Source organism: Pseudomonas sp. GW821-FHT11D10 (assembly GCF_058808435.1).
Genome location: NZ_JBXARR010000008.1, coordinates 211,910 through 229,515 on the forward strand (window position 1 = coordinate 211,910; position 17,606 = coordinate 229,515).

The 17,606-nt window shown below is 60.5% G+C and carries 13 protein-coding genes; 10 read left to right on the plus strand and 3 right to left on the minus strand.

Going from position 1 to position 17,606, the window contains the following annotated elements; genetic code table 11:
* The first annotated feature begins 167 nt into the window (after positions 1-167).
* From rloA to pabB, 4 genes are all read left to right on the plus strand, one after another.
* Positions 168-704, plus strand: coding sequence for a retropepsin-like aspartic peptidase RloA (rloA, locus tag AC1RT4_RS22475; protein ID WP_011333239.1), 537 nt, complete (start codon positions 168-170; stop codon positions 702-704).
* A gap of 5 nt (positions 705-709) precedes the next feature.
* Positions 710-2,245: an osmotic stress tolerance membrane protein RloB gene (gene rloB, locus AC1RT4_RS22480; RefSeq protein ID WP_039769978.1), complete on the plus strand. Its 1,536-nt coding sequence runs from the start codon at positions 710-712 to the stop codon at positions 2,243-2,245.
* Positions 2,245-3,231 carry an alpha-L-glutamate ligase-like protein gene (locus AC1RT4_RS22485; protein WP_007951965.1) on the plus strand — a complete coding sequence of 329 codons (987 nt, stop codon included), beginning with the start codon at positions 2,245-2,247 and terminating at the stop codon, positions 3,229-3,231. The genes rloB and AC1RT4_RS22485 overlap by 1 nt, the downstream gene beginning before the upstream one ends.
* 108 nt (positions 3,232-3,339) lie before the next feature.
* A complete protein-coding gene (gene pabB, locus AC1RT4_RS22490) occupies positions 3,340-4,683 on the plus strand; it encodes an aminodeoxychorismate synthase component I (protein ID WP_493087954.1) in 1,344 nt (447 codons plus the stop codon).
* Positions 4,684-4,816: 133 nt separating this feature from the next.
* Here pabB and thrH read toward each other — a convergent pair whose 3' ends face one another.
* On the minus strand, positions 4,817-5,434 hold the full coding sequence (thrH, locus tag AC1RT4_RS22495; protein ID WP_085690230.1) for a bifunctional phosphoserine phosphatase/homoserine phosphotransferase ThrH: 618 nt from the start codon (positions 5,432-5,434) through the stop codon (positions 4,817-4,819).
* A 163-nt stretch (positions 5,435-5,597) separates the two neighbouring features.
* Between thrH and AC1RT4_RS22500 the strand changes: the two genes are divergently transcribed.
* From AC1RT4_RS22500 to AC1RT4_RS22510, 3 genes are all read left to right on the plus strand, one after another.
* Complete coding sequence (locus tag AC1RT4_RS22500; protein ID WP_007960132.1) at positions 5,598-6,332, plus strand: phosphoadenylyl-sulfate reductase; 735 nt, start codon at positions 5,598-5,600, stop codon at positions 6,330-6,332.
* A gap of 501 nt (positions 6,333-6,833) precedes the next feature.
* Entirely contained in the window at positions 6,834-8,378 is a 1,545-nt protein-coding gene (locus AC1RT4_RS22505; RefSeq protein ID WP_493087957.1) for an NCS1 family nucleobase:cation symporter-1, read from the plus strand.
* 54 nt (positions 8,379-8,432) lie between these two features.
* Positions 8,433-9,161, plus strand: a complete 729-nt coding sequence (locus tag AC1RT4_RS22510) for an aspartate/glutamate racemase family protein (protein WP_493087959.1) — start codon at positions 8,433-8,435, stop codon at positions 9,159-9,161.
* 413 nt (positions 9,162-9,574) lie between these two features.
* On the opposite strand, the gene AC1RT4_RS22515 is transcribed toward AC1RT4_RS22510, so the two are convergent.
* The gene (locus tag AC1RT4_RS22515) at positions 9,575-10,498 is read right to left on the minus strand and encodes a LysR family transcriptional regulator (protein ID WP_493087961.1); all 924 of its coding nucleotides are present in this window, start codon (positions 10,496-10,498) and stop codon (positions 9,575-9,577) included.
* Positions 10,499-10,623: 125 nt separating this feature from the next.
* Between AC1RT4_RS22515 and AC1RT4_RS22520 the strand changes: the two genes are divergently transcribed.
* Positions 10,624-11,370 carry a 3-oxoacyl-ACP reductase family protein gene (locus tag AC1RT4_RS22520; protein WP_230736494.1) on the plus strand — a complete coding sequence of 249 codons (747 nt, stop codon included), beginning with the start codon at positions 10,624-10,626 and terminating at the stop codon, positions 11,368-11,370.
* A gap of 76 nt (positions 11,371-11,446) precedes the next feature.
* Here AC1RT4_RS22520 and AC1RT4_RS22525 read toward each other — a convergent pair whose 3' ends face one another.
* Positions 11,447-12,142 (minus strand): HAD-IA family hydrolase, encoded by a 696-nt coding sequence (locus AC1RT4_RS22525; protein WP_007960113.1) that lies wholly within the window; start codon positions 12,140-12,142, stop codon positions 11,447-11,449.
* 247 nt (positions 12,143-12,389) lie between these two features.
* On the opposite strand from AC1RT4_RS22525, the gene AC1RT4_RS22530 reads away from it, so the two are divergent.
* On the plus strand, positions 12,390-17,177 hold the full coding sequence (locus AC1RT4_RS22530; RefSeq protein WP_493087963.1) for an RHS repeat-associated core domain-containing protein: 4,788 nt from the start codon (positions 12,390-12,392) through the stop codon (positions 17,175-17,177).
* Complete coding sequence (locus tag AC1RT4_RS22535; protein WP_493087965.1) at positions 17,170-17,550, plus strand: UCP019853 family protein; 381 nt, start codon at positions 17,170-17,172, stop codon at positions 17,548-17,550. Before AC1RT4_RS22530 ends, AC1RT4_RS22535 begins: the two co-directional genes overlap by 8 nt.
* Positions 17,551-17,606: the final 56 nt, after the last annotated feature.

Sequence of the window (17,606 nt, forward strand, 5' to 3'; positions counted from 1 at the left end):
CCGGCGCTGGCGCCATAAAACCACCGTGCTAGAATGCCGCCCGCATTTGCGAGTCATTTGCACGGCTTGTCATAAAAAGCTGATAGGCACACGAAGGCGCATGGGCAGACAGGATTTCCTGATGCCATGGCCCTGAACCGAGAACGGAACGCTGCTCGCCAGGATTTATGAGACTCAAGCCCTTCCCCACATTCTTTGCACTGTTTTGCCTGCCCGGCCTTGCTGCGGCGGGGGAAAAGACCGTGTACGGCCTCAACGAATACGCTGCCCTCGACGGGATCAACCTGGAAGTGGCGGCGAAACTCGACACCGGGGCGAAAACCGCCTCTCTGAGCGCCCGCGACATCAAACGCTTCAAACGCAACGGCGAGTCCTGGGTACGTTTCTACCTGGCCATCGACGCCGCGCATTCGCACCCGATCGAACGGCCGCTGGCCCGGGTCAGCAAGATCAAGCGCCGCGCCGGCGACTACGACCCGGAAGAAGGCAAGAAGTACACCGCCCGCCCGGTGATCGAGCTGGACATCTGCATGGGTTCGGCAATGCGCAGCATCGAAGTGAACCTGACCGACCGTAGTGCGTTCCAATACCCGCTTTTGATCGGCTCCGAGGCGCTGAAACGCTTCGATGCGCTGGTCGATCCCAGTCTTAAATACGCTGCCGGCAAACCCGCCTGCGCCATCGCCGCTCATACCGCCGAGTAATTTCCATGCGTTCTCTAACCTTCCACCTGAAAGTCCTGATCACCATCCTGGTGTTGCTGGGCGTTTCGGTTACGGCCTATCAGATTTTCGTGCTCGGCATCCCGGTGACCGAAGACGCCACCGACGACCTGTGGAACATCGACGCCAAGGTCGAGTTCGTCGCCAGCACCAAGGATCCGGTCAAGATCCAGATGTTCGTGCCGCCCCTGAGCCGCGATTACGTCAGCCTCAATGAAAGCTTTATCTCCAACAATTACGGCGTGGCGGTCAACCGCGTCGACGGCAACCGCAAGGTCACCTGGTCGGCACGCCGGGCCAAGGGCAACCAGACCCTTTATTACCGTCTGGTGCTGACCAAGCGTTACACCGCCGAGAAAACCAAGGTCAAAGGCCCGACTTTCCGCGACAGCATGGCCATCGAAGGCCCGGAAAAGATCGCCGCCGAAGCCCTGCTCGCGCCGATCCGCCAGCACTCGGCCGACGTCGAGACGTTCATTGGCGAAGCGATCAAACGCGTCAACAACGTCAACGACGACAACGTGAAACTGCTGCTGGCCGGCGATCCGTCGACGCCGCACAAGGCGAAAATCGTCGAGCTGCTGCTGTCCATCGCCCACGTACCGGTGGAGAAAGTCCACACCATCCGCCTTGTCGCCGATCAGCCGCAAACCCCGGAACTGTGGCTGCGCAGTTTCAACGGCACCGACTGGCTGTACTTCAACCCGGAAACCGGCGAACAAGGCCTGCCGACCGACCGCCTTCTGTGGTGGAGCGGTGATGAAAACCTGATTACTGTCGATGGCGGCAAGAAAGCCAACGTGACCTTCAGCCTGAACAACAGCGAGATGAACGCGATTCGTCTGGCCAAGCTGACCGACGAAAACACCGACGCCAACTTCCTCGAATACTCGCTGTACGGCCTGCCGCTGCAAACCCAGCAGACCTTCATGATCATGGTGATGATCCCGATCGGCGTGCTGGTGATCCTGATCCTGCGCAACCTGATCGGCCTGCAGACCCTCGGCACGTTTACCCCAGTGCTGATCGCCCTGGCCTTCCGCGAGACGCAGCTGGGCTTCGGCATCCTGCTGTTTACCGTGATCACCGCGCTCGGGTTATCGCTGCGCTCGTACCTGGAACACCTGAAGCTGCAAATGCTGCCGCGCCTGTCGGTGGTGTTGACGTTCGTGGTGGTGCTGATTGCGGCGATCAGTCTGTTCAGTCACAAGCTCGGTCTGGAGCGCGGCCTGTCGGTGGCGCTGTTCCCGATGGTGATTCTGACCATGACCATCGAACGCCTGTCGATCACCTGGGAAGAACGCGGCGCCAGCCACGCCATGAAAGTGGCGATCGGCACGCTATTCGCGGCGTCCCTGGCGCACCTGATCATGACCGTTCCGGAGCTGGTGTACTTTGTGTTCACCTTCCCGGCGATCCTGTTGATCCTGGTGGGCTTCATGCTGGCCATGGGTCGCTATCGCGGTTATCGCCTGACTGAACTCGTTCGTTTCAAGGCTTTCCTGAAGAAGGCTGACGCCTGATGTTCGGTTTCTGGAAGACCTGGAAGGCCCTGGAAGCCCGGGGCATCATGGGCATCAATCGGCGTAACGCCGACTACGTGCTCAAGTACAACAAGCGCAGCCTGTACCCGATCGTCGATGACAAGATCATCACCAAGGAACGCGCGATCAAGGCCGGCATTCATGTGCCGGAACTGTATGGCGTGATTTCCACGGAGAAGGAAATCGACAAGCTCGGCGAGATCATCGGCGGGCGCAACGACTTCGTGATCAAGCCGGCCCAGGGCGCCGGCGGCGACGGCATCATCGTGGTCGCCGACCGTTTCGAAGGTCGCTATCGCACGGTGTCGGGCAAAATCATTGCCCACGAAGAGCTGGAGCATCATATCTCCAGCATCCTCACCGGCCTGTATTCGCTGGGCGGCCACCGTGATCGGGCGCTGATCGAATATCGGGTGACCCCGGACCAGATCTTCAAAAGCATCAGCTACGAAGGCGTGCCGGACATCCGCATTATCGTGCTGATGGGTTACCCGGTGATGGCGATGTTGCGCCTGCCGACCCGTCAATCCGGGGGCAAGGCCAACCTGCACCAGGGCGCGATCGGCGTCGGCGTCGACCTGGCCACCGGCCTTACTTTGCGCGGCACCTGGCTGAACAACATCATCACCAAACACCCGGACACCACCAACGCGGTGGACGGCGTGCAACTGCCCTACTGGGACGGTTTCATGAAGCTCGCCGCCGGTTGCTATGAGCTGTGTGGTTTGGGTTACATCGGCGTGGACATGGTGCTGGACCAGGAGAAAGGCCCGCTGATTCTGGAGCTGAATGCGCGGCCGGGGCTGAACATCCAGATTGCCAACGACTGCGGGCTGACATTGCGTACGCATGCGGTGGAAGCGCATCTGGAAGAGCTCAAGGCGCGCGGCGTGACGGAGTCGGTTGAAGAGCGGGTGGCGTTTGCTCAGGAGTTGTTTGGGCATATTCCGGCGGTAGAGGGCTGAGTCGCACTCCCTGCCGCCAATCTGCCAATCCCCGACATCCCCTCTAGGAGCAATTCCCGGAGGGGACTACAATCCCCACCCCGCCTCGATGGCCGATCTGCCCCGCCCATGTTGACCTGTTCCGTACACCCGCTGCCCTACCGCGCCAACCCCGCCGACTATTTCGCGGCTGTCCGCCATGCGCCTGGCGCTGTGCTGCTCGACAGTGGCCGGCCGAGTGCCGACCGTGGCCGTTATGACCTGCTCAGCGCCTGGCCGCTGGAACAACTGGCGGTATTGCCGGACGAGCGCGGGGACGATTTCCTGCAACGTCTGCGGGATAATCTGACCCGTTTGGGTAACGCGCAATTGCCCGATGGGTACGAATTGCCCTTCGCCGGCGGCCTGATCGGTTACCTGAGCTACGACTTCGGCCGGCATCTGGAAAACCTGCCGAGCCAGGCCCGGGATGATCTGCAACTGCCCGATGCGCGATTTGGTTTGTACGACTGGGCGTTGATCAGTGACCACCAATCGGCCACCAGCCAACTGGTGTTTCACCCGTCGGTAAGCGCCAGCGAGAAACAGCGGTTGATCGATGTATTCAGCCAACCGGTGGGCAAGGAACTGAACCCGTTCAAGCTGAACAGCCCGATGGCGGCAGATCTTTCAGCCGACGAGTACCGTCAGGCCTTCGAACGCATCCAGCATTACATCCAGGCCGGCGACTGCTATCAGGTCAACTTCGCCCAGCGTTTCCGCGCGCCGTGCCAGGGCGATCCATGGCTGGCCTACTGCAAATTGCGTGAGGCCTGCCCGACACCGTTTTCCGGATTCCAGAGCCTGCCCGCCGGCAACGCGGTACTGAGCCTGTCGCCCGAGCGTTTCGTCAAAGTCAGCCGGCGTCAGGTGGAAACCCGTCCGATCAAGGGCACCCGCCCCCGTGGTGCGACCCTGGCCGAAGACGCGGCGAACGCCGCCGAACTGCTGGCCAGCCCCAAGGATCGCGCGGAAAACCTGATGATCGTCGACCTGCTGCGCAACGACCTGGGCCGCACCTGCCGCATCGGCTCGGTGCGGGTGCCGGAGTTGTTCAGCCTGGAAAGTTATCCGAACGTGCATCACCTGGTCAGCAGCGTGACCGGTGAGCTGGCGGAAGATCGCGACGCTCTTGACCTGATCGCCGGCAGCTTCCCCGGCGGCTCGATCACCGGCGCACCGAAGATTCGTGCGATGCAGATCATCGACGAACTGGAGCCGACCCGACGTGGTTTGTATTGCGGTTCGTTGCTGTATCTGGATGTTCGCGGCGAGATGGACAGCTCCATCGCCATTCGCAGTCTGCTGGTGAAGGATGGGCAGGTGTGCTGCTGGGGCGGTGGCGGGATCGTCGCCGATTCGGACTGGCAGGCGGAGTATCAGGAGTCGATCACCAAGGTCAGAGTCCTGCTCGAAACCCTGCAGAACCTTTAACTAGAAGCGCCCCACGTTGATCGTTCCCACGCTCTGCGTGGGAATGCATCCCTTGACGCTCCGCGTCACAGTGGACGCGGAGCGTCCATAGCGGCATTCCCACGCGGAGCATGGGAACGATCAAGGAATGTGATTACAGGGACAGGTCGCGGTTCGAAGCCTTGAGAAACTCCTGCTTCAACTCGGCAAAGGTATGCACCGCCGGAAACTGCGGAAACTCGCGAATCACGTTATCCGGCGCATGGAACAGAATCCCCGCATCCGCCTCGCCCAGCATGCTGGTGTCGTTGTAGGAATCCCCCGCCGCAATCACCCGGTAATACAAGCCCTTGAAGGCCAGGACCGACTGACGTTTCGGATCTTTCTGACGCAACTGGTAGCTGGTCACCCGACCGCTGTCATCGGTAATCAGTCGATGGCAAAGCAAGGTCGGAAAGCCCAGTTGACGCATCAGCGGCTGGGAAAACTCGTAGAACGTGTCCGACAGAATCACCACCTGAAACCGCTCGCGCAGCCAGTTGACGAACTCCACCGCGCCGTCCAGCGGCTTGAGTGTGGCGATCACTTCCTGAATGTCCGAAAGCTTCAGGCCATGCTCGTCGAGGATGCGCAGGCGCTGCTTCATCAGCACGTCGTAGTCGGGAATGTCCCGGGTGGTGGCCTTGAGCGATTCGATTCCGGTTTTTTCGGCGAAGGCGATCCAGATTTCCGGCACCAGCACCCCTTCAAGATCAAGACAGGCGATTTCCACAAGACACTCCCGTTTGTAATGTTTATTGAGTCGAGCGAGCCCGAACTCTAGCGGCTCGACCTGGACCGCGCAACGCAGAGGCTGCCCCGGCGGGCGCCGCTTTTTGTTAACATCGCCGCCATATAGAGCGCCAAGCGCCACCGACCTGTAGGAAGCCGCCCTGATGAGCCCAACGTTCGACGTCGTGGAACTCGCCACGACCTATGCCAACAAATCCGCCCAGGACATCCTCAAACTCGCGTTCGCCGAGTTCGGCGATGACCTGTGGATATCTTTCAGCGGCGCCGAGGATGTGGTGCTGGTGGACATGGCCTGGAAGCTGAACAAGAACGTCAAGGTGTTCAGTCTCGACACCGGCCGCCTGCATCCGGAAACCTACCGCTTCATCGATCAGGTGCGCGAGCATTACAAGATCGACATCGAACTGGTCTCGCCGGACTACACGAAACTTGAACCGTTCGTGAAGGAAAAAGGCCTGTTCAGTTTCTACAAGGACGGCCATGGCGAATGCTGCGGCATCCGCAAGATCGAGCCGCTGCGCCGCAAGCTGTCCGGCGTCAAAGCCTGGGCCACCGGCCAGCGCCGCGACCAGAGCCCGGGCACCCGCAGCGCCGTGGCGGTGATGGAAATCGATACAGCGTTCTCCACCCCGGAGCGTACCCTGTACAAGTTCAACCCGCTGGCGCAGATGACCAGCGAGGAAATCTGGGGCTACATCCGTATGCTGGAGCTGCCGTACAACAGCCTGCACGAGCGCGGTTTCATCAGCATCGGCTGCGAACCGTGCACCCGCCCTGTCCTGCCGAACCAGCACGAACGCGAAGGCCGCTGGTGGTGGGAAGAAGCGACCCAGAAAGAATGCGGGTTGCATGCCGGGAACATCATCAGCAAGGCATAACCCCTGATGCCCTGTGGGAGCAAATCAGCTCCCACAGTGTTCTCTACCCGCCTTGAAAAATATGTACACACGAATGTCACCATCGGTGCCATTTATGTGTGCACTTTTCGTTTCTTCGCCCTGAAAAGTTACATCACTCTCTAAAAAGACTCCCTTCCGGCGTCCGCCAAAATCCCTCCCGAAAAATAAATACCTGTTCGAACGGTCAATTTATATCGCCCGTATTTCAACGACTTGGCGCGCCTCAATAACTTTTCGAAATCAGCGGTGATTTTCATAGATCGCCGACTGGCACAGATCTGGCTTAAGTGCATACATGTTTTGTATACAAAACTGCAAAACATGAACCCACACTTTCGATCCGCAAGCCTGAAGCGCCCTATCCCGTACAGGCTGCAGATGCCCCGTAACCAGTGATGTTTTCACCGCCGCGACGAAGATCTGCCGAGCCCGAATGCTCATGCACAGTCATCGTGGCCCGAACATCAGGAGCCTGCCGGAATGCGTACGAGTCTCTCCAATAACAACATCGCGCTGAATCTGCCCGCCTCTTCACCCCTCGATCACAGCGTGCCCGATGATGGCATCGCCGAACCGCTGCAACTGAGCCCGCGTCTGCATAACAGTGACCTCGCGCCGACCAAGGTCGAAGGACGGCGTTGGGGCAAATACAGCATCTTCGCCCTGTGGACCAACGATGTGCACAACATCGCCAACTACTCGTTTGCCATCGGTCTGTACGCCCTGGGCCTGGGCGGCTGGCAGATTCTGCTGTCGCTGGGGATCGGCGCGGCGCTGGTGTATTTCTTCATGAACCTGTCCGGCTACATGGGGCAGAAAACCGGCGTGCCGTTTCCGGTGATCAGCCGGATCAGTTTCGGCATTCACGGGGCACAGATTCCTGCATTGATCCGGGCGGTGATCGCCATTGCCTGGTTCGGGATTCAGACGTACCTGGCGTCGGTGGTGTTTCGCGTGTTGCTCACGGCGATCCATCCCGGTTTCGCTGACTACGACCACAACTCGATCCTCGGCCTGTCGAGCCTGGGCTGGGTGTGTTTCGTGGCGATCTGGTTCGTGCAGTTGGGGATTCTGGCGTACGGCATGGAAATGGTCCGCCGCTACGAAGCCTTCGCCGGGCCGGTGATTCTGCTGACCGTCGCCTGCCTCGCCGCGTGGATGTACACCCAGGCCAACGCGACCATTGCCTGGTCGATCCGCGAACCGCTGACCGGCGGCGAGATGTGGCGGAACATCTTTGCCGGCGGCGCCTTGTGGCTGGCGATCTACGGGACGCTGATCCTCAACTTCTGCGACTTCGCCCGCTCTTCGCCGTGCCGCAAGACCATCAAGATCGGAAACTTCTGGGGCCTGCCGGTAAACATTCTGGTGTTCGCCGGGATCACCGTCCTGCTGTGCGGTGCGCAATTTCAGATCAATGGCCGGATCATCGAAAGCCCGACCGAGATCATTGCGTCGATTCCCAACACGTTCTTTCTGGTGCTCGGTTGCCTGGCCTTCCTGATCGTCACCGTGGCGGTGAACATCATGGCCAACTTCGTCGCCCCGGCCTTCGTACTCAGCAACCTGGCACCGAAATACCTGACCTTCCGCCGCGCCGGGCTGATCAGCGCCACCATCGCCGTGCTGATCCTGCCGTGGAACCTCTACAACAGCCCGCTGGTGATCGTGTACTTCCTGTCCGGCCTCGGCGCCCTGCTCGGCCCGCTGTACGGCGTGATCATGGTCGACTACTGGCTGATCCGCAAAGGCCGGATCCACGTACCGCAGCTGTACAGCGAAAGCCCCAACGGCGCGTATTACTACAGCCGCGGGGTCAACCTGCGGGCCGTGGCGGCGTTCATTCCGGCGGCACTGATTGCCATCGTTCTGGCACTGGTGCCGGGCTTCCACAGCGTTTCGCCCTTCTCCTGGCTGATCGGCGCCGGCATTGCCGGGATGCTCTATCTGATCATCGCCAAACGCCAGCCGCACTACGCCGACGTCGACGGTGAAGCCATCGCCGTCGACAACGTCAGCCACTGAATCTTTTGGCGGCCCTTCGCGGGGCCGCAGAACCAACCGTAATAAGGACTTCCCATGCGAATTCTCGTGGTCAACGTCAACACCACCGAATCCATCACTCAGACCATCGCTCGCTCGGCGCAGGCCGTCGCCTCCCCCGGCACCGAGATTGTCGGCCTGACGCCGCACTTTGGCGCCGATTCCGTCGAGGGCAATTTCGAAAGTTATCTGGCCGCCATCGCCGTGATGGACCGGGTAATGTCCTACGACCAGCCGTTCGACGCCGTGATTCAGGCCGGCTACGGCGAGCACGGTCGCGAAGGCTTGCAGGAATTGCTCAACGTGCCGGTGGTGGACATCACCGATGCGGCTGCCAGCACCGCGATGTTTCTCGGCCACGCCTATTCGGTGGTCACCACGCTGGATCGCACCGTGCCGTTGATCGAGGATCGGCTGAAACTGTCCGGCCTGTGGGATCGCTGCGCCTCGGTACGCGCCAGTGGGCTGGCGGTTCTGGAGCTGGAACATGAACCGCAGCGGGCACTGGAAGCGATCGTGCACCAGGCGGAACTGGCGGTCAGTCAGGATAAAGCCGAAGTGATTTGCCTCGGTTGCGGCGGCATGGCCGGGCTCGATGAAAAAATCCGCCAGCGCACTGGCGTGCCGGTGGTGGACGGTGTCACTGCGGCCGTGACCATCGCTGAATCACTGGTGCGACTGGGCCTGTCGACGTCCAAGGTTCGGACGTATGCGACGCCACGACCGAAAACCATCATCGGCTGGCCAGCACGTTTTGCGCGTTGAACCTGCCGCTCATCAGAAAATGACTCCCCTGAGGACCGATCCCTCCCTTGCAGTCCTCGTTTCAGAGCCTTCAAAAGGAATCCCGTCAAGTGCAGACTTCGTACCTGATACTTCTGACAGTTGTGCCTGACAGGAGGCGCAGGTTCACTGACGATTCGGCAACTCGATTAATGGCAGTTCCCGTTGCTTTCACGCAAATCAAGGAGGGTGAACATGAAAAATGCAACCGCTCGTGTGTACGCGTTATTGATCCTTGGCGGGACCATGGCGTTTCTCAGCAGCACGGCGGCAACAGCAGCCGCGCTGTGCGGGCCGATCTGGTGCCCATAACGCTGAAGTATCAATAATGCGCTGTTGAACCGGCGCCTGCCTTCATTGGTAAACAGTGAAGGCAGACGCTCAATTGCGCTTCTTCAAACCGCCGAGAAGCGTGTGGCCAACCCCTGCTGAGCAAACTGCTCGATGACAAAATCGACGAACGCCCGGGTCTTGCCCGGCAGCAGTTTGTGTTCGGCGTAATAGATGGAGATGTTGCCGTCGTCGACGTACCAGTCAGGCAGGACCCGCTGCAACGTCCCCGCCTCTAGGTAGCCGACCGCGAACGGCATGCTCACCAGTGCAATCCCCAACCCCTGCGCCGCCGTGCCGCAGGCGGCTTCGGAATCGCTCATGGTCATTCGCGCCTTGAGCGTCAGCGGGCTGTGTTGCCGGGTGCGATGCGTCAACTGCCAGGAGCGCACGCGACCGGTTTGCGGTGAGCGGATCAGGATGCCGTCGTGCAGCTTGAGGTCGTCCGGTTCGCTGATCGGCGCGTACCGATTCAGATAATCCGCAGAAGCTACCAACACCCGATGCGCCGGCGTCAGCCTGCGCGCCACCACGCCTTGGGGCAGTTCGAAGCCGCCGCCAATCGCTGCATCGAAACCCTGGCCGATCAGATCGACCTGGCGGTTATCGAAATGCCAGTCGGGGTTGATCGCCGGAAACCTTTTCAGGAACTCCCCCAGCAACGGCACGATGTACAAGCGGCCGAACACCGTGCCCATGCTGACTTTCAGCGTACCGGCCGGTTGGCCACCGGCGCTGGCCAGATTGTTCACCGCGTTCTGGATGGTGGTCAGACTGCCGCTGACCTCACTCAGAAACAGTTGCCCCGCTTCCGTCAGGGTCAATCTTCGAGTGCTACGCTGGAACAGCCTCACGCCGAGGCGCGCTTCCAGTTTCGCCACGCTTTTTCCCACGGCGGCCGGTGTCAGGCTCAGGCGTCGTGCGGCTTCGGCAAAGCTGCCGACTTCGGCGCTGCGCACGAAGCATTCGATACTGCTGAAGGTTTCCATGGCCGCCACTCTAAACTTTTGGTTTACACAGACTATAGCAACCACGGTCTACCCGCCTGGTGGCGAGGGGCAGATACTCGACACCACACCAAGGCAGCCTGCCTTGAAACTTCTGGAGATCGAACATGACCACTCAACACCTCAGCGGTAAAGTCGCTCTGATTCAAGGCGGCTCTCGCGGCATCGGTGCCGCCATCGTCAAACGCCTGGCCGCTGAAGGCGCCGCGGTTGCCTTTACCTACGTCAGCTCCGCCGCGAAGGCTGAAGAACTGCAAAACAGCATCACTGCCACCGGCGGCAAAGCCCTGGCGATCAAGGCTGACAGCGCCGACGCCAGCGCCATCCGCAACGCGGTGAACGCCACTGTCGAAGCCTTTGGCCGCCTCGACATCCTGGTCAACAACGCGGGCGTGCTGGCCGTCGCACCGCTGGAAGACTTCAAACTGGAAGACTTCGACCAGACCCTGGCAATCAACGTGCGCAGCGTGTTCATCGCCAGCCAGGAAGCCGCCAAACACATGGGCGAAGGCTCGCGCATCATCAACATCGGCAGCACCAACGCCGACCGCATGCCCTTCGCTGGCGGCGGCGTGTATGCGATGAGTAAATCTGCCCTGGTCGGCCTGACCAAAGGCCTGGCCCGCGACCTCGGCCCACGCGGCATCACCATCAACAACGTGCAGCCAGGCCCGGTCGATACCGACATGAACCCGGCTCATGGCGAGTTCGCTGACAGCCTGATCCCGCTGATGGCGGTGGGTCGCTACGGTAAAGCCGAGGAAATCGCCAGCTTCGTGGCTTACCTTGCAAGCCCGGAGGCCGGTTACATCACCGGTGCCAGCCTGACCATCGATGGTGGTTTCGGCGCCTGATTGATCAGATAGTCGATAACGAAAAACGCCGCCCCTCCTTTAACAGAGGGGCGGCGTTTTTTGGTTCGCGATTTGATCAGGCCCAGTCGAGCGCCGGCAATCCGCATGCACTCGGCGTGAACGCCTTCAACGTACGAAGAATCCCGTCGGCGTGTGCGTATTTTTCATCGGCCATGGCGGCATCGGGAATCGCGATGGCGGTCATGCCGGCTGCTTTCGCTGCCGTCACGCCGAATGGCGAATCTTCGAACACCAGACAATCTTCCGGCGCTACACCCAGGCGGCGCGCAGCGGTGAGGAAGATATCCGGCGCCGGTTTGGCCGCGCCGACTTCCGGGTCGTCAGCGGTGACGATGAAGTCGAACAACGCGAACCAGTCGCGGTGCAAGGTGGTTTTCTGACCGAACGACTGACGCGACGAACTGGTGCCGACGGCAATCGGAATGTTGTGCGCCTTGAGGTGGCGGATCAGTTCCTCGGCGCCCGGCATCGCTTGCGCGGTAGGAAAACGCTCGCGCATCAGCGGCTCGCGGATCACCAGAAACTCTTCGGCGGTGATCGGCAGGTCCAGCGCCTCGACCACATAACGCGCCAGATCGCCGGCGCCACGGCCGATGATGTTCTGCTTGATGCTCCAGTCGAACGTGCGCCCGTACCGCTCGGCAATCAGCGAGGTGACCTCGGTGTAAATGCCCTCGGTGTCCAGCAGCAAACCGTCCATATCGAAAATCACGGCCTTGATCGGGCCGAACGCCTTCAGCGGTGCATTCATCATCGGATCCGTTATCAAAAACATCCCAGGCGGCATCGGGTACCGCTGCTCGGATCTGATTAAAGGGTTCAGCAGCATAACGAGCGCGGCCGAGGTTGAGCAACGGGCAATGTCGGTTGTCCGCCGAACGCCCTCCCGCACATTTAGAGAATCGCCCTACAGACATCGCCTACTCGGCTGACTTCTTTCCTGTTTGATCCCCCGCAAAGTTTCGCGCCATTCCCCTGATGCGCGCGAGTGACTGCGAATGCTTCCATCTGACCAACTCCTGAAACTGAACAACAGCATTGGTTTGCTGGTGGTCGCTGCGCTGAACCCTGATCAGCCCGACGTCGAAAAGCTGTTTAAGGAGTTTCGCCTCTGCCTCAACAACTATGACGCCTGGGCCGAGCAGTTCTGGACGGGCACCGCGCTGGGTGTCGAGCAAGTGTTCCAGGTCGGCAACGATGTGCGGCTCAGTGCACCGGTTGGCAGTCGCAAACCCATCAGTTCCTCCGTGGCCATGTGTTCCGCCAGCGGCTCCCTGACGCTGGTGCACATGTTCGAAGCCGCACGGTTTGTGCCGATCGGTGATACGCCGGTGATCCTTGAACCGGTCATTTCCGATGTCGACGGTGTTCTGGGTTTCGGCGAGCCGCGACGTTACACCATCGGCCCCAGCGGCATTCTCAAGGTCGACGATTGCGACCGGGGCCAGCGTTATCGCATCACCTTCTTTCCCGATGTTTCCACCGCGCATATCCAGACGTTGTACGCCTCGTATCAGGGCCTTGTTGATGACCTGGAAGGCTGGCTGCGTGAGGAATGGAAAGGGTTTCAACCGCAGTGGACGGAGTTTTCCAGCGCCGGTTTCACCGAGCGTTACGGGCAGTTGCAACGGGCTGACTGGCACGGCTTCGAATCCGCCCTGAATGGTGTCTGGGATGACGTGAAGCAGCTGTTTGCCCTGCTCGCCGATTTGCAGGCCAACAGCGAAAAGCTTCTGCAGTACCTGTCCAGTGCTGAACTGGATGCCTTGCTTGAGGCGTCCAGCGAGGCCATCGCCAATGGCCTGCTGATGCTCGGCGATGAGCCGTTGCTGTTCATCTATCTGGCGGCCTTTACCAGTTGGCTGAAGATGCTGCCGCCGCAGTATCTGGCCGAAGTGGTGGCTGAGGTTCGGGCCGAGCTGCTGGTCAGTTTTCTGCTGATGTGCGTGTCGGGTGGCATGGGTGTGCCGCTGCGGTTGAGCACCAAAGTACTGGGGAAGATCAAGTCGCCGCGTGCGCGGGAATGGCTGGCGGCGTCGGCGTTGCGGTTGGCGGAGATGACCTCGGCGCCTGACCTGACCCGGCATGCGAGCGCGTTGAAACCGCTGATGGTCAATGCAGGTCCGGCACCGTTGCGGCCGACACCGGCTATTCCGCTGGAGGTTCGCACGGGGGATGCGCTGGTGCTGACAGTGCCTAATCCGGCGGCCATTGCCCGTGACAAGTCCCATGGCACGACGCGAATGGAGCGGCATGAGCCTCGGGATGAGGCTTCGGATCAGGCGAAAAATCCCAACGGCGACAGCGCCGATTGTGCGCCGCTGACCTGTACCAATGGGTGTCCGGTGTCGATGGTCACCGGCGAAGAGCTGCTGACGCTGACTGACGGTGTGCTTGATGGACTGCTGCCGTTTGAGTTCAGCCGGTTGTATCGCACTAGTGCCGCCGAGATGGATGTCGGGCTGGGGTTTGGCTGGAGTCACTCGCTGGCGCATCGGCTGGAGGTTGATGGCGATGGCGTGGTCTGGGTTGACCATGAGAACCGGCGCACGCGGTTTCCGTTGCCGAGTGTCGAGCGGCCGCAGATCCACAACAGCTTGTCGCGGGCGGCGATCTTTCTGGGGGACGAGCCGGAGGAGTTGATTGTTGCGCTGGCGGGGGAAGCGGCGCGGTTTTATCACTTTCGGGCTGGTCGTCTGACTGCTGTTAGCGATGCCTACGGTAACCGGTTGCGTATTACGCAGGATCGTCTGGATCGAGTTGAGCGCCTCGACAACGGCGCTGGTCGTTCCTTGTTGCTGCGCTACGAGCGCGCGCACTTGGTCGCGGTCGATTATCAGGTTTTTCGGGAGTCTGCCTGGCGTACCGAGCAGACGCTGGCCAGTTATCGCTTTGATGCCCGCCATCGATTGATCGAGGCGTCGAACGCGGTCGGCGAGACCGAGCGTTACGACTACGACGATCAGCATGTCATCCTGCAACGGCAGCTGAGTGGCGGCGCGAGCTTCTTCTGGGAATGGGAGCGCGCCGGCAAGGCGGCGCGTTGCGTGCGGCACTGGGCGTCGTTTTCGCAGATGGATACGCGTTACGTCTGGGATGACGCCGGTAGCGTCACGGTGCAGTACGTCGACGGTCGCGAAGAGGTTTATGTACACGACGACACGGCGCGGCTGGTGCGTCAGGTCGCCGCCGACGGGGGTGAACAGCTCAAGGCCTACGATTCGGCGGGCCGGCTGGTCGCCGAGCAGGATGCGCTGGGGGCGGTTACCGAGTACCGCTACGACGCCGCCGGACGGCTGATCGCGCTGATTCCGCCGGACGATGCACCGACGTCCTACGAATACCGCAATGGTTTCCTGCACAGCCGTTCGCGTGGCGATGCGGTGTGGGCGTACCGGCGCAATGCCCAGGGTGACATCACCGAAGCGGTCGATCCGGACGGCCACGTCACCCATTACCACTACGACGCGCAGGGGCGGTTGCTGTCGATCCGTTATCCGGACAGTGGCCGGCACGTGTTCGTGTGGAACGACCTGGGCCAGTTGGTCGAGGAAAGCCTGCCGGACGGTGGGGTTCGTAAGTTTTCCTACGACACTTTGGGGCGGCGGATTACGGCGCAGGACGAGCATGGTGCCATCACCCGCCACGCGTGGGACGCCGTTGGCCGGCTGATCCAGACCACCTCGCCGAATGGCGCCACTCGCGCCTGGTCCTACAACGCCTACGGCCAGATCACCGCCGAACGCGATGAACTGGGGCGGATCACCCGTTACGAGTATGACGACGACCTGCACCTGGTCAGCCGGCGGATCAATCCCGACGGCACCCGGCTGCAATACCGCTACGACCATGCGCAGCTGCTGCTCACGGAAATCGAGAACGAGTCCGGCGAAAAGTATCGGCTGGACTACACGCCCACCGGACTGATCCGACAGGAAACCGGCTTCGATGGCCGGCGCACCGCCTACGCCTACGACCGCAACGGCCACCTACTGGAAAAGACCGAGTTCGGCGATGACGGCTCGACGCTGGTCACTGCTTACCAACGCGATAATGCTGGGCGTCTGCTGCTCAAGACCCTACCCGACGGGGTCGAGGTCAGCTATCGCTATGACCGCCTCGGTCGGCTGGTCGGCGTGGATGACGGCCAGGATCACCCGCTGGCCTTCGAATACGATCTGCAGGACCGTCTGGTGCGCGAGCACCAGGGCTGGGGCACCCTGCGTTACACCTACGACGCCTGCGGCCAACTGACCCGCCTGCGTCTGCCGGACAACAGCAAGCTCGATTACCACTACGCCAAGGGCGGTACGCTGACCGCGATCGACCTCAACGGCGCCTTGCTCACCCGTCACGTCTACCAGAACGGCCGCGAACAGCAGCGTCAGCAAGGCCTGCTGCTCAGCGAATATGCCTACGACGAACAGGGCCGGTTAAGCGCCCACGCTGTAGGCCATCAACGCAACTCGCTGTACCGTCGCGACTTTGCCTACAGCGCCAACGGCAACCTCGAACACATCGCCGACACCCGCCACGGCCAGCGCAGCTACACGTACGACGCCCTCGACCGGCTGATCCGCGTGCGCCACACCCGCGACGATGTGCCGGAAAACTTTGCCCACGACCCGGCGGGCAACCTGCTGATGCAGGACCGCCCCGGTCCGACACAGATCAAAGGCAACCGCCTGTTGATGCAGGGCGACCGTCATTACGACTACGACGCCTTCGGCAACCTGATCCGCGAACGCCGCGGCCGTGCGCAGACACTCGTCACCGAATACCGCTACGACAGCCAGCACCGCCTGATCGGCCTGACCCGTCCCGACGGCACCAGCGCCACCTACCAATACGACGCCTTCGGCCGCCGCATCCGCAAAACCGTCGACGGCCAGACCACCGAATTCTTCTGGCAAGGCGACCACCTGATCGCCGAAAGCAGCAAGGGCCAGCACCGCAGCTTCATCTACGAACCCGGCACCTTCCGCCCGCTGGCGATGCTCGACGGCAAAGGCCCGAAACGCGCCTGCCCGTTCTATTACCAACTCGACCACCTCGGCACCCCGCAGGAGTTGACCGATTACAGCGGCGACATCGTCTGGTCAGCCAAATACAGCGCCTACGGCAAGGTCACCTCGCTGGAACTGGCGACCGAGGACTACCTGAACCAGCCACTGCGCTTTCAGGGGCAGTACTTCGATGACGAAAGCGGGCTGCATTACAACCGGCACCGGTATTACGACCCGGAGGTGGGACGGTATCTGACGCCGGATCCGGTGAAGCTGGCGGGCGGGCTGAATCAGTACCGGTACGTGCCGAATCCGACGGGGTGGGTGGATCCGTTGGGGTTGACGTCCAATTGTCCTCCACCGCATAAGCCGGGTTGTCCGGTGCCGGATGGGGTGGGTGGTTCGGTTGTTGACGAAGGTGAACCGCTGATTCCAAAGCCAAAATCTCGACCCGAAAATTTTGGGAGTGATGAAAAGCTTACCGGGCATTTTGAAAAGCATGGCGCCGAATTCAAAGCGATGAGCAACGAAGAGTACTTACTCACCGCGCGAGGCGTTGTGAATCAAGGCACGCGTGTAGAGTACTTATACAAGGGCGAGCTGCGAGCAGGGTATATCCAGTTGATGGGGACTAACCGAAAAGGTGAAGCGAAATTCGCTTTCGTTGGTACCAACACCAATGATGAAATTACGACTTTACACACCAAAAGTGGGAAAGAGTTTTGGCGGACGATCAATGGTAATGCACGAGATAAAACAGTGAGACCCGCTCATGACTAAGACGTACAAAGCACTGGTTGTCGAAATAGACCCGTATGTAGAAGAAGCTATTTTGCTGGTCGTGGAGGGCACAGCGGTCAGGTGCTTCGTAAGCTACAGCCCTTCAGAAATTGAGGTGGGAAAAACTTACGACGTTGAGTTCGAAATGGTGTTATCTGATGAAGAATGTGTATCACCTTCAGAATGCGAAAAAACGCAGATCAAGATGCTCGGTAGCGGATTCCCCTGTGAGATTTATGGCTACCTGGATGGCGAAGTTTTCCGGTCGATTGTCGATTTTACTGATCAGGATATCCACTACGAATTCCCACGTCTGAATGGGCAATTTGTCAAAATTAACGCGGACAGGATTGACGTTTCGTTTGTTCGATAGCGAATGGCAGGGATTAGACCGCTGCTCCACGGGCATTGGTGCGGACAGGGAAGTCA

Coding starts and splice junctions, on each gene's coding strand:
- AC1RT4_RS22525 (WP_007960113.1), bottom strand. CDS start 12,142: ATGAATGCACCGCTGAAGGCGTTCGGCCCGATCAAGGCCGTGATTTTC.
- rloB (WP_039769978.1), top strand. CDS start 710: ATGCGTTCTCTAACCTTCCACCTGAAAGTCCTGATCACCATCCTGGTG.
- AC1RT4_RS22515 (WP_493087961.1), bottom strand. CDS start 10,498: ATGGAAACCTTCAGCAGTATCGAATGCTTCGTGCGCAGCGCCGAAGTC.
- AC1RT4_RS22500 (WP_007960132.1), top strand. CDS start 5,598: ATGAGCCCAACGTTCGACGTCGTGGAACTCGCCACGACCTATGCCAAC.
- pabB (WP_493087954.1), top strand. CDS start 3,340: ATGTTGACCTGTTCCGTACACCCGCTGCCCTACCGCGCCAACCCCGCC.
- AC1RT4_RS22520 (WP_230736494.1), top strand. CDS start 10,624: ATGACCACTCAACACCTCAGCGGTAAAGTCGCTCTGATTCAAGGCGGC.
- AC1RT4_RS22485 (WP_007951965.1), top strand. CDS start 2,245: ATGTTCGGTTTCTGGAAGACCTGGAAGGCCCTGGAAGCCCGGGGCATC.
- AC1RT4_RS22505 (WP_493087957.1), top strand. CDS start 6,834: ATGCGTACGAGTCTCTCCAATAACAACATCGCGCTGAATCTGCCCGCC.
- rloA (WP_011333239.1), top strand. CDS start 168: ATGAGACTCAAGCCCTTCCCCACATTCTTTGCACTGTTTTGCCTGCCC.
- AC1RT4_RS22535 (WP_493087965.1), top strand. CDS start 17,170: ATGACTAAGACGTACAAAGCACTGGTTGTCGAAATAGACCCGTATGTA.
- AC1RT4_RS22530 (WP_493087963.1), top strand. CDS start 12,390: ATGCTTCCATCTGACCAACTCCTGAAACTGAACAACAGCATTGGTTTG.
- AC1RT4_RS22510 (WP_493087959.1), top strand. CDS start 8,433: ATGCGAATTCTCGTGGTCAACGTCAACACCACCGAATCCATCACTCAG.